Source organism: Mycoplasmopsis cynos, assembly GCF_900660545.1.
GTDB lineage: Bacteria > Bacillota_I > Bacilli_A > Mycoplasmatales > Metamycoplasmataceae > Mycoplasmopsis > Mycoplasmopsis cynos.
Window position 1 is genome coordinate 588,179 of record NZ_LR214986.1, and the last position, 13,342, is coordinate 601,520.

General features: G+C 24.6%; 13 protein-coding genes. 8 read left to right on the top strand and 5 right to left on the bottom strand.

Going from position 1 to position 13,342, the window contains the following annotated elements; translation table 4 throughout:
* The first annotated feature begins 7 nt into the window (after positions 1–7).
* The 3 genes from EXC48_RS02900 (at position 8) to EXC48_RS02910 (ending at position 2,325) form a co-directional block, all read left to right on the top strand.
* A complete protein-coding gene (locus tag EXC48_RS02900; RefSeq protein ID WP_129721072.1) occupies positions 8–841 on the top strand; it encodes a DNA adenine methylase in 834 nt (277 codons plus the stop codon).
* Positions 842–1,154: 313 nt separating this feature from the next.
* Entirely contained in the window at positions 1,155–1,361 is a 207-nt protein-coding gene (locus tag EXC48_RS02905; protein ID WP_129720690.1) for a DNA methyltransferase, read from the top strand.
* A 40-nt stretch (positions 1,362–1,401) separates the two neighbouring features.
* Complete coding sequence (locus EXC48_RS02910) at positions 1,402–2,325, top strand: DpnII family type II restriction endonuclease (RefSeq protein ID WP_129720691.1); 924 nt, start codon at positions 1,402–1,404, stop codon at positions 2,323–2,325.
* Positions 2,326–2,780: 455 nt separating this feature from the next.
* On the opposite strand, the gene EXC48_RS02915 is transcribed toward EXC48_RS02910, so the two are convergent.
* From EXC48_RS02915 to EXC48_RS02930, 5 genes are all read right to left on the bottom strand, one after another.
* A complete protein-coding gene (locus EXC48_RS02915; RefSeq protein WP_129720692.1) occupies positions 2,781–3,914 on the bottom strand; it encodes an Mbov_0401 family ICE element transposase-like protein in 1,134 nt (377 codons plus the stop codon).
* A gap of 36 nt (positions 3,915–3,950) precedes the next feature.
* Complete coding sequence (locus EXC48_RS02920; protein WP_129720693.1) at positions 3,951–4,856, bottom strand: hypothetical protein; 906 nt, start codon at positions 4,854–4,856, stop codon at positions 3,951–3,953.
* Entirely contained in the window at positions 4,828–5,229 is a 402-nt protein-coding gene (locus EXC48_RS02925; protein WP_129720694.1) for an Mbov_0400 family ICE element protein, read from the bottom strand. The genes EXC48_RS02920 and EXC48_RS02925 overlap by 29 nt, the downstream gene beginning before the upstream one ends.
* A gap of 175 nt (positions 5,230–5,404) precedes the next feature.
* On the bottom strand, positions 5,405–5,548 hold the full coding sequence (locus EXC48_RS04675; RefSeq protein ID WP_165035640.1) for a hypothetical protein: 144 nt from the start codon (positions 5,546–5,548) through the stop codon (positions 5,405–5,407).
* Positions 5,549–5,584: 36 nt separating this feature from the next.
* Positions 5,585–6,259, bottom strand: coding sequence for an Mbov_0400 family ICE element protein (locus EXC48_RS02930; RefSeq protein WP_129720695.1), 675 nt, complete (start codon positions 6,257–6,259; stop codon positions 5,585–5,587).
* A 228-nt stretch (positions 6,260–6,487) separates the two neighbouring features.
* Between EXC48_RS02930 and EXC48_RS02935 the strand changes: the two genes are divergently transcribed.
* The 5 genes from EXC48_RS02935 (at position 6,488) to EXC48_RS02955 (ending at position 13,246) form a co-directional block, all read left to right on the top strand.
* Positions 6,488–7,276 (top strand): hypothetical protein, encoded by a 789-nt coding sequence (locus EXC48_RS02935; RefSeq protein ID WP_129720696.1) that lies wholly within the window; start codon positions 6,488–6,490, stop codon positions 7,274–7,276.
* Positions 7,266–8,162: a hypothetical protein gene (locus EXC48_RS02940; protein WP_220100388.1), complete on the top strand. Its 897-nt coding sequence runs from the start codon at positions 7,266–7,268 to the stop codon at positions 8,160–8,162. Before EXC48_RS02935 ends, EXC48_RS02940 begins: the two co-directional genes overlap by 11 nt.
* A gap of 592 nt (positions 8,163–8,754) precedes the next feature.
* A complete protein-coding gene (locus EXC48_RS02945; RefSeq protein WP_129720697.1) occupies positions 8,755–8,952 on the top strand; it encodes a helix-turn-helix domain-containing protein in 198 nt (65 codons plus the stop codon).
* Positions 8,953–8,997: 45 nt separating this feature from the next.
* Entirely contained in the window at positions 8,998–10,638 is a 1,641-nt protein-coding gene (locus EXC48_RS02950; protein ID WP_220101834.1) for a DNA methyltransferase, read from the top strand.
* Entirely contained in the window at positions 10,631–13,246 is a 2,616-nt protein-coding gene (locus tag EXC48_RS02955; RefSeq protein ID WP_129720699.1) for a DEAD/DEAH box helicase family protein, read from the top strand. Before EXC48_RS02950 ends, EXC48_RS02955 begins: the two co-directional genes overlap by 8 nt.
* Positions 13,247–13,342 lie beyond the last annotated feature (96 nt).

The following is a 13,342-nucleotide window of genomic DNA, read 5'->3' on the forward strand; positions in this document are numbered from 1 at the left end:
TAATAAAATGACTAATAGTAATTTAACACCTTTTGTAAAGTGAGCAGGAGGCAAAAAACAATTAATTAATGAAATTGAAAAACGATTACCAAAACAAATAAAAAACTATTATGAACCTTTTGTTGGTGGAGGTGCAATTCTTTTTTATCTAAAACCACAAAAAGCATATATAAATGATATTAATTCTGTATTGATAAATGCTTATAATATAATAAAAACAAATCCAAGTCAGATAATTAGTTTATTAAGTGAATTGGATAAAATCGAATGTACAAAAGAAACATACTATAATATAAGAGATAAATTTAACAATAAGATACTATCTAGAGAATATGATGTGGAAATGGCAAGTTTATTTATTTTCTTAAATAAAAGATGTTTTAATGGATTGTACAGAGTTAATTCAAAAGGATTATTTAATGTTCCTTTTAACAATAAACTTAAATGTGATTCTTACAATAAAGAAAACATACTCAATATAAGCGAGTATTTGAAAAATGTTAATATTACAAATTTAGATTTTGAAGAAAGTTTAATCAATGCTAAAAAAGGAGATTTTATTTTTTTTGATAGTCCTTATGCTCCTTTAAATCCTACATCATTTGATTCATACACTAAAGACGGTTTTGATAAAGAAAGTCATATTAGATTATCAAAAGTTTTTAAGAGATTAGATAAAAAAGGGTGCTTATTGATGCTAACAAACCATAATACTAAATTAATTAGAGATTTATATTCTGAATATAAGATAGAAGTGGTCGATGTTAAAAGAAATATAAATTCTAAAGCTAGTAATAGGACAGGTAAAGAGGTTATTATAACAAATTATGAATATTGATAAAATAAAAGTATTTAATGATGATTGTTTTAAAACTTACCAACTCTAAAAGAAGAAAGTATAGATATGATTTTTGGAGATCCACCATACTTTTTATTGAGAGGTACATATCTTCTTCTAGTGGAAAAATGTTTTGTTAGATAATAGTTTTAAAATTTTAAATCACATTACTTGGCAAAAAACAAACCCACCACCAACTTTATCTTGTAGGTACTTTATTCACTCAATAGAATATATAATATAGGCAAAAAAGAAAGAGAATTCTAAACGTATTTTTAATTATAAGTTGATGAAATAATTAAATGGCGATAAACAAATGAAGGATGTCATTACCGCTCCTTGCATTAATATAAAGGAAAAAGAATTTGAATATCGCTCATCTCAAAATATTATATATTTATTGGAAAAACTTATCCTTGCAACTAATAATGAGAATGATTTAATTATTGACTCATTTGCAGACGCAGGAACAAGCCTAGCGGTTGCTTATAAGACAAGAAGAAATGCAATAGAAATAGAATAAGAAAATATAATAAATAAAAGATTAAATAAGGAGTTTAATAATGGAAAATAATAGTGATATAGTTAAAATATTTGTTGATAGTTTATTAACTACTAACAGAGGATATAGTTTTTTTGTAAATTGGAATAATATAAAAGAAGCGACAGAAAACAGTATTGAATTGCATGCTATGGATTCTTTAATTAAATGCAATGATTTTAAAACAAAATTTTATGAATTACTTGATAAATTACCAGAGGTAATAACAACATTCCCTTTGCTATTTGCTTTAAGTAAAGCAGAAAGAGATAAGTTGAAAAGAGGGAAAATGGAATTGGAGATAGCAGACCATATAAAAGGTGTTTGTGAAAAGTTTAAATTTGATATAGAAAAGGCAAAAAAAAGATTAGATGATGACGAAAAAGAACAATACTATAATTTTTTTGTTAATATGGGTTTGAAAAATTTATTTGATAGCATTATTGAAAAAAGTGTTACAGATTATGTGATAGGAGTATTGGTTGGTTTAGATTCTAATGGTAGAAAAAATAGAAGTGGTACTGCATTTGAAGATTTATGCGAAAAGGTGATTTCACCTATTTGTAGCGAAAATGAAATTACGCTTCTTATTCAAAAACAATTTAAAGTGTTGGAAGAGTATGGAATTAAAGTGGATGAAGATATTGCTAATAGAAAAGCAGATTTTATTTTGATTAAAGATAAAGTTGTTTTAAACATTGAAGCAAACTATTATTTTGCTGCAGGGTCTAAACCAGAGGAAATAGTTGATAGTTATATTAACAGAAATAGCGACTTAAATAATAACAAAATAAATTTTGCATTAATTACTGATGGCAATTGTTGGGATAACGAAGATAAAAATCAATTAAATAAAGCATTTAGGTATATATCTTTAATGAATTATAAAATGGCTGAAAGTGGATATTTAAAATCTAGAATAAAAGAAATTTTTGATTTAAAATAAAAGTTTTATTTTAAGACGATTAGATAAAAATCGATAGTGGCATAAAAAGGGGTAGGATAATATCAACAACATATCCTTCTACAAAAATTATGACATTCTTTTTTAAATAATTATAATTTTTTACTTATTTTTTACTGTATGCACTTTTTTGTATTTTTGCATTATTAACATTAATGTTTTTAAACATTAATGTACGCGCGCGCTCACGCCCACTTTAAAGTGTTAAGAAACACCGCGTAAATTTCTAACGAAAATGCTCTATTGTTTCTTTTAATATATTACATAGTAATATATTCTTTTATATTTTGTCTATATACACTTTTCACTACACTTTAAAAATAGTGTATGGGAAAGTGTATGTAAAATGCATACAGTAAAAATCTTATATATATTATTTTAATATATATAAAAGACTAAATAAAGTGTATACAGTAAAGACGCTATTTTCAATACACTTAATAAAAATCGAAACTTATTTTTTGACTCTTTAATTGAATAAGGTTTTTGTAGTTTTTTCAATTAAACAAACTAAATCTTTTGTAAATGGGGGTTTTGATTATATGATTTATGTAAATTTCTGCTCTTCCACCATGATAATTTTCTCTCAAAAACGTATTAAAAATATACTTTTCATTCTGAATAAAAAATCTTAAAAACGACTTTATTTCTTTAAGTTTTTTTGCATAGGTTTTTGTGTTTTTTAAAAAGTTTATAATATTTTTTAATATCAATATTACTGATAAAAAATCTAACTTTTCTAAGAAATTATTTAAAATTTCATATAAATTTTCTATTCCAAAATATCTAAGAAAATTATAGTTTTGCTTATTTTTTGTTCTAGTATATCCAAAAACATTAAATAAATATTTTTTAAAATGATATAAATCATAGTATCTTTTTACACCTAAATTCTGTGAAATTGTATTAATAAATTTAGCGCCATCACCACTAATTTTTATTTTTCTTACATCAAAATTATGACCAAAAAATTCCTTTATTTTACTACAAATAAAAGTTAAATTTTTATAATTTTCTTTAAAAATTAGAGTATGAATTTGATTATTTTTATCAATTAAAAATACATTTCTAAGACATCTTTTAACTTTTTTATGACCTAAATTTTCTTTAATATATGTATCATCTATATGGATTTGTACTAAATTATTAGTATCAAAATTATTTTTACTGTTTTTAAAATCATAAGATAAATTTCCAATTTTTAAATGATAATCTAACACATATTTTGGAATTAGTTTTTGTTCATTGCATTTTCTTCTTGCTCAAATTTGCTTAGAAAATTGATTATAAATATCTTTATAATAATATTTGTTCTTACCTATTCTTTTGAGTTCATTATTATGATAATACGTAAAACTTTTCCTTGTATTTTTGTCGATATAAACACCTAATTTATATTCAAAATCATTACCATTAATTATTATTTTTCTACGTCTTATTTTTTTAACTTTTCATGTTTTAAATTTATTGTTTTCAAGTCTTATTTTTGTTCTAAAAATTTCTTCTTCGTTATTTCAATTTTGTACCATTTTGTTAATATCATCATTAACTCATTTTTTATAATTACTCATATAAAAATTGTATAAAAAATACCCTGAGGCATTAATTTATATTGTATATGCATTAGAATTTGATTGTTTATTTTCTTTTAAATAACCTTTATATCAGTTTTTAAAAATTTCTTTAAATTCTTTTATTTTATCTAAGTTTTGATGATTTCTATTCACTAATACTTCCCTGCTAAAATCTTTATACATTTGCTCATCATATCATATTTTTTCTTCAAATGCTAGTTTTAGTTTTTCCTTACTTGAATAAAGATTTTTAGCTTCTAATTCATTTTTATCTTCTGATTTAGTTACTTCTATAAAGCTAATATTTAAATTATTTTCTATATTTTCATTAACTTTATTTACTATTTTTTCAATATCTTCTTGAACAAAGATATCAGATGATAAATATATAATTTCATTTCTATTAAAAGCATTAAAATTATTTTCACTAATTTTAAAAATTGAAGAAGTATTAATAAATTTCTGTACTTTATTATTGTCTTTATTTATAGTAACTAAAATATGATTATCATTTAGTTCTCATGTTTCGCCCCAATAATCCAATTTATCACGCATTGATAAATAATATTTTTCATTATCTGAATCACACAAAATTAAAGCTTCATGTTCCGCTTTTTCTTCAAGCTCATTAAATATAATAGAATTTTCTTTCAATTCTTCCCTTAAATAATATACATAATACTTAAATTCCTCCCTTACAGCATTTTTTATATTTTGAACTTCATCTTTAAAATCTTCATCGGTATTTCTATTTTGAATAACGTCATCTATAAATTCTTTATATTTTTTGGATTCCATTGGAGATAATGTCATTTTTTGAAAATCATAATCTAAGAGTTTTTTTTCTGAATATATCATATAAGACTTAAACACTTTATCCTCATCTTCAAAAACTAAACTAACAGAAACATTAGGGGGGTTCTTGAGATAAATTTTCATATAATCCATTATAAATTTTTGTTATATCTTCGTGGTTTAGATCATCGCTATCCAAATAAATTACATCATTTTTATTAAACACTTTTTCAAAATCATCTTTACTAATTTTAAATATTTGTGTTAAATCTACGTAACTATCTTTACTTGGTAACCCTTTTTTTCGTTTTGTAATTAATATTTCATCATTAATCGGTTTTTTTAGTCTTCCCTTTTGATCATAAACACTTCTAGATTTTACATAGTATAAATTATCAAAATAATCACTAAAAACTATCACTGGATGATATTTTTTTTCTTTTTCAAACCTATCAAAAATAATCGTTTTTTCAGTTTTAATCATTTTTCTCTTTAAGTCATCTCTATTTCAAACCATATCTCTCCTTAATTATAAATATTATTATTTATAATTAAATTATAAAACTATCTCATATTTTTAATAATGTGTTTTTACTTTCTACGCGTGCGTGAGCGCGCACTCACGCATAGAAAGCATAAATTAATAAAAATGCAAGATTCATTATCTTGCTTCTACTTTTTTATTAACATATCTATAATATTTCAGCATTTTTTAATTCTTGAATGATATCAGACTCAATTTTCTTAATTTCATTATTATATTTTTTATAAATCATTCCATTTATATCAGTTGGTATTTCTATTTCATCTTTAACTCATTTTTTATAATTACTCATATAAAAATTGTATAAAAAATACCCTAAGGTACTAATTTATATTGTATATGCATTAGAATTTGATTGTTTATTTTCTTCATTTTCATAAATTATTTCATCATAATAATCTTTTAATGATAAATAAACATTTTCTATTTTGCTTAATGTTCTTTTATCTTTACTCCTTTTTTCTAATACAGCATTAATAAATGAGTCAGCATTTTGGTGATGCTTTCTTTTACCTTCATTAATTAATAAACTTTTTTCAGAATATGCTACATATGAATTTAATTTACCTTTTTCATTTTCATAAACATATGAAAAAGTAATATATGGGGGTTCTTGTTTTAGATTTCTTGCTAAATTATCATAAATTTTTTTAATATCTGTTAACTTTAAATGTTCTGTAGATAAAAATATTTTATTTCCCTTAAAATATTTATAAAAAGTTTCTTTTTCAATTTGAAAAATTTGAGTTAAATCTACGTAACTATCTTTACTTGGTAACCCTTTTTCGTATTCTTTAATAGTAATCTCGCCATCAAAAGGTTTTTTAATTTTTCCATTATCATTATATTTACTTCTAGCTTTTATGTAATAGTAATTATCTAAATAATCGGTAAAAATAATAATTGGATGAGCACTTATTTTTTGCTCAAATCTATCAAAAATGATACTTTCATATTCATCCATTATCATCTTCATTTTTAAATCATTTTTATCTGCAATCATAATATCCCCTTAATTATAAATTTATTTATAATTAAATTATAGAGTTTTTATAAAATATTAAAAGAAATTAATTGTACTTTTATACAATTGCTTTATAATTTTAACGTAAAATCTTGTGTGTGTGCGTATTATGCGTACATAAATGTGTGCTCCCGCACACGCACTCACGATCTCAGATGATTAACTCAGAAAACAAAAATGAAAAACAAATTCGAAATAGGAGAACATATGGACAAAGGATTAGGTGCATTCATTGATTTTTTAAAACAAATTACCAAATCTAATCAAAATGGTAATAAAGGGTCTGAATTTGAAAATTTTATAAGAAACATATTAGATACATGTGGTTTTAAAGAAGCAAGTTTTGATGAAAAATCTTATATGTATATAAATAAAAATATTTTTAAAATTCAAAAAGAAGAGTTTGATAATTTAAAAAGAAATTTAAAAGAGGAAGTTTTAAGTAAGAACAATATACAAGTTATTAAAAATCCCTTTAAAGATTATAAAAATAATGATATATATATATATATATATATATATCAACCATTTGGTAAACAAAATTTCCCTGATTTTTTAATCATAACTGATAATTTTATTTTCCCTTTAGAAGTTAAATTTTCTACAAAAAATAAAAATTCTAATTTACCAAAATGAAATAGCAATATGCCAAAGGCAAATTCTATTTATGTTTATGCAAATACAGAAAAGCATAGTCCAATAATATTTTTAGGAAATGATTTTGTAGGTAATGATACACGAATAATTTTAAACGATCATTTCGAACAATTTAATGAGAAGGAAAAAATTAATAACTTGCTTACAAACTTAAAGCAAAATAATAAATCATTCAATCCATTTGGCCTATATCCTAAAATTAGAACTGATTTTTTAACAAGAACTGATTTTATTTTTGGTAATGATGACAGTCTTGATATTTTTGAATTTTCTAAAAAAATGAAATGAAAAGAGCATGTATTTGAATTTTTAGAAGGATTAAAAAACTATGAAAAATAATAAATTAGACCAATTTTATACAAACCCAAAAGTCACTGATTACTTAGTAAAAAAAATTCATAGTATGTTTAATTTAGAGCAGTATAAAATATTTGAACCTGCCGCGGGAACTGGTAATTTTATTGATTCTTTGTATAAAATTGGCTTAAATATCAATGAAAAGTGTTATGCTTTTGACATAGAACCAAAAAATAATAATTTCATAAAAAAAGCAGATTTTTTAAAATTGAAAATAAATAAATATATTACAAACAAGAATAATAACTTAGTAATTACAAATCCTCCTTTTGGTAAAAGAGGTAATTTAGCGATTGAATTTATTAATAAATCTCTTGAATTTGCTGATATCGTGTGTATGATACTTCCTAATACTTTTAATAGATATTTGGTTCAAAAAAGAATTAAAGAAAGTGCAAAATTAATATATAGTGAATACTTACCTGAAAACTCATTTATTGTAAAAGATAGGGAATATTCAGTTAAATGTTCATTCCAAATTTGGACAAATAAAAACGTACAAACTTGATTGAGTGATAAGAGATTAAGAAATAATAATGTCCAAAAAATAAAAGGATTAGAACTTTTTATACACAACAATACAAAAGAAACCCTTAAATATTTTGATAAAGAATTTTATAATTGAAATTTCGCTATAGTTAGGCAGGGATACTATGACTATTCTAAAAAAATAACAAATCCTGATGAACTAAAAAGAAATAGACAATATATATTTATAAAAACTGAAAACCCTTATTTATTAAAATTAATTGAAGAAATAGATTTCGAAGCCTTAGCTAGTAAGAATACTGTTGTTAAAGGTTTTTCTAATACTGATCTAATTGGTGAAATTTATAAATTACATATAAACAAAATTTTGAAATTTTAAATTTCATTCTTTATTAATTAATGAATATTGAATAATGATACAAAATTGAAATCACGAAGAAGAAATTTTGTATCAGGTACTGTAGGATATTTTGTGTAAATTCTCTTTTGCTAACAAAGAATGTTAGAGATTTGAGAATAACAAACACAAATCTAAGTAAATTATAACAAAAACAAACATACTCTATAATTAAATACAGGGCAAACCCTGATTTATTGAGTATGTTTGTTTTTTTATTCTTCTTCAAATGCAATTTTTAACTGATTTAAAATTTGACCTCAATTTTAAATTAACAAAATCAAAGTAAAATAACACCTAGTTTGGTGTTATTTTACTTTACCCTTTGTTTATTCATAAACTTCGGTAGTTTTATACCTAGTTTTCAACCCCATTTTCTAGCAACTAGTTTTGCAACAAATACTAGTGATGTTAAAGCACCTAGTATACCTAAACCTAAAAAACTATAACCAACAATTTTCGGTTGTGGCAGCCCTTAGGAGCTGTCTTTTTTATTGTCTAACAAGAAATTTATTAGAAATTATGGTACAATAAAACAGAATAAAAACTTCATGTTTATGAATGGGGAAAATTTATGAAAGCAAACTATAACGGACTATGAAAACTTCTTATTGATAAAAATATGAAAAAAGCTGATTTGATTAGAGAAGCAAAACTTGCACCAGCTACTGTTGCGAAAATGAGCAAAGGTGAATTTGTTAGTATGGAAGTTTTATATAAAATTACAAAAGTTTTAGATACTACAATCGGAGAGATTGTCACTTTTAATTAGGGGGTAAAATAATGAAAAAAAAATATTTTAGAATTAGTAGCAGAATTGTTAAAAACAGAATCAAAATATATTTCGGAAGATGGTAATTTATTAAAAGCTACTGTTTATGCTGATGTAATGACTATGGACGAAAGATTATTGACACTTCTTTTAAGTGATGAAAATATAAAGAATATATTTTTTAAGAATGTAAATGGAACTTTGGTGTTTGATAAACAAAAATTTGCATGGTTTATTGAATCAAAAGAATTTTTACCAGATTCATATACTAGATATACAAATAAGATTGGTTTAACACATAATGGCGAATTTATTTCTAAATCTAATGATGTTGTTCTGGATTTTCCTTACAAAGACTGTGTGCTAGAAGGCGGTCAAGATAAGGATGATCAAAAAAGAAAAGAAATTTTTTACAACGAAACTATTGCTAGTGATGAAATAAATAGAATGTTAGCTCCTAAAGTATTTACAAATGCAAAAAGATATACGAAAGACAGAATAGAAGAAAATATTACCTTTAATGAAGATGATAATTTAATTATTAAAGGTAACAACTTAATAGCATTATCATCATTACTAAAAAGATATGAAGGAAAAGTAAAGTGCATATATATAGACCCGCCCTACAATACAGGAAGCGATAGTTTTGGATATAATGACTCTTTTAATCGTTCCACATGGTTAACTTTTATGAAAAATAGACTTGAATTTGCAAAAAAGTTATTATCAGAAGATGGAGCAATTTATGTGCAACTAGACTATCATCAAGTGCATTATGCGAAAATTTTAATGGACTCTATATTTGGGGAAGAGAATTTTGAAAGAGAAATAGTTTGAAGAATTGGCTGGATATCAGGTTATAAGTCGGTGGATAATAATTGGATACGAAATCATGATACTATTTTATTTTACTCAAAAAATACAAATCAACTAGATTTTATTAAGAACTATATTCCAAGCTCAGAATTTAAGAGTATAGCAATAAGTAATGCTGAACGTTATCCGATTGAGGATGTATGGAACGGCAGCGAATATGATGACTTAAATAGCATAGCTATTGTCTCGTTTTCTGGAGAAACAGTTTCAAAAATGTTAGAAAAAGATGATGAAGTTAAGGGGCAAAAATCTGAAAAATTAATAGAACGTATTTTTAAGGCTCACACTAAAAAAGGCGATTTGGTTTTAGATTTTTTCTTGGGAAGCGGAACATCGGCCGCGGTTGCTCATAAAATGGGCTTAAAATATATAGGTATAGAACAATTAAATAAACATATTGATATTTCTTTTCGTAGATTAAATAAAGTTTTACAAGGAGAGCAAAGCGGAACATCAAAAAGGAATAATTGGCAAGGTGGAGGATCCTTCGTTTATTGCGAACTTCTCGAAAATGCAAATACATTAATCACAAAAGTGCAAGAAGCAACAGAAGCAAACATTTCTCAAATAAAAGAAAGTATTTACTCTGATAATGGAATTATACCCTACATTACCAAAGATGAATTAGAATCTGTAGACGAAGAATTTGAAAAACTTTCTCTTGAAGAAAAGAAAGTTACTCTCATTAAACTTATAGATAAAAATAAGTTGTATGTAAACTTTTCAGATATGGAGGATAAAACCTTTAACGTTAGCGAAAAAGATAAAGTCTTTACAAAATCTTTCTATATGGAAGGAAAACATGAGTAGTCAATTTTTGTATGAAAAATTAGACATTTTAAAGGAAGTCGGCATCCTTACTCCACTTCCACAAATAATCGAAAAAGGGCTATCCCCTAAAATACTTTTACGCGAATATCAAATCGACGCCTTCAAAAATTTTGTTGCTTATTTTGAAAATGAAAATTTAAGAAAAAACAAGCAGATACACACCCTTTTTCACATGGCAACAGGCAGTGGTAAGACAGTTATTATGGCTGGTCTTATCCTTTACCTTTATACGAAAGGATATAGAAAATTTTTATTTTTTGTTAATCAGACGAACGTGTTAGAAAAAACTATAGACAATTTTACTAACACTCTTTCTAGTAAATACTTGTTTGATGATACAATTGAACACCTAGGCAATAAAATAAGAATTAAAAAAGTTAATAACTTTAGCGGTAACACGTTAAATGATGATATCGAAATATTGTTTACTACTACACAAAAACTTCATATGGATCTATTTGAAGCGAAAGAAAATTCACTGACCTATGATGACTTCGAAAATAATAAAGTAGTTTTTATTTCTGATGAGAGCCATCATGTCAATTCACTAACAAAAAATCCTACGAACGACGAAAAAAATGCTAAAAAGAGTTGGGAAGAATCTGTAATGAATGCATTACACTCTAATAGAGATAGCATTATGCTCGAATTTACGGCTACTTGTGATTTAAAAGATAAAAATGTTCTTAATAAATATCAAGATAAAATAGTATTTAATTATCCACTCATTTCATTTAGAGAAAGTGGATATACTAAAGATTTTCAAAACTTTGCAACTGATACCGATCTATGAACTAGAACTTTAATTGCACTAGTCATGAGTGAATATAGAAAATTCTTATTTGCAGATTTAAAATTAAATATAAAGCCTGTAATAATGCTAAAATCTCAAAAAATAGTAGAGTCGCAAAATTTTTATGAAGATTTTTTTAAAGGTGTTAAAAAATTAACTACAGATGAAATTAAAGGTTTAGAATCAATAGGCATTGATATTTTAACTGAGGCCATAAGATATTTTAAAGAAAAAGATGAAAGTTTAGAAATTTTAGAACATTCAATTAAAAATTCATTTACAGTGGACACTTCAATTATTATGAATGGTTCTTCAGATAACAATAAAGAAAATCAACTATTAGTAAACTCCCTTGAAGATGCAGAAAATCCAATTAGGGCAATATTTTCTGTTGATATGTTAAATGAAGGTTGGGATGTATTAAATTTATTTGATATTGTTCGTCTTTATGATACAAGACAAGGAAGTGGAAAAGCTGGAAAAGTCGGTTCTTATACAATAAAGGAAGCACAGTTGATAGGTAGAGGAGCTAGATATTGTCCGTTTATAGAAGAAGACGAAGATTTTAAGTTTAAACGCAAATATGATGGTGATATTGAAAATAAAAATCGTATTTTAGAAACGATGTATTTCCATAGTAAAAATGATTCAAAATATATTTCAGAATTAAAACAAGCTTTAATTGAAACAGGACTCCAATCGCCTGATCCAATTACGATTGAGTATAAATTAAAAGAAGAATTTAAAGATAGCGAATTCTATAGAAAAGGTTATGTTTTCACAAATAAAAGATTGCCCAAAGGAAGAGATACTATTTCTACAATCGAGCCTAGTACGAGAACAAAAACTTACTATTATACAGCACTTTCAAGAAGCGGAAATGTAATTAACTTATTTGGTGATGAAACGAAAAAAAATAATTTAATAGATACAAAAATTAATAATATTAAATTTAAAGAAATGGATTTGAATATTTTATTAGGAGCTAGTGAATATTTTGAAGAATTAAGATTTGATATTTTAAAACAAAAATATCCTACTTTAAATTCTAAAATTGAGTTTTTTACATCAGATAAATTTTTAGGAAATTCAAATATTGAAATAACTTATTCCACTGATGAATTAAAAGGTAGAGATATATTTTCGGCTGTAAAAAAAGCTTTAGTTTCAATATCTTCTCATGTGAGTTCTTTAAAACAAGAATTTGTTGGTTCCACAGAATTTACTCCTAAATTATTAAAAGAAGTCATAAAAAACAAGAAAATATATATGGAAAAAATCGATTCTAATGGTGGTAAAGGTGATTTGCAAAATAATTGTTTTAACGACGAATACAGACTAGATTTAAGAAATGAAAGTTGGTATGTTTTTAATGATAATTATGGTACAAGTGAAGAAAAATTGTTCATAAAATATTTTAAAACTTCCATAGAGCCTAAACTAAAAGAAAAAGATTTAGAATATTATGTAGTTCGTAATGAAAGAATACCTGAACTTGCCATCTACTCATTTGAAGCTGGAGAAAGATTAGAACCAGACTTTTTACTATTTATTAGAAAAAAACAAGTTGATGGAAATTTAACATATCAAGGGTACGTTGAACCTAAAGGAACACATTTATTAGAAAAAGATGCATGGAAAGAAAGTTTTTCTTTACAAATAGAAAATCTAGCAACTGTCAAAGGATTATTTTCTGATAATCATAAAATAATAGGACTACCGTTTTTCAACAAAGAAAATAGAATGGAAGAATTTGAAGAATCAATAGATAAATTAATTTTAAAATTAAAGTAGTTTAATAATATCTGAAATAAAATATGAAATTAAAATATCGAGTGATAAAGATTGTTTTATTCAATTAAAATGTTTGCTGAATTGCAAAGTCAAGTG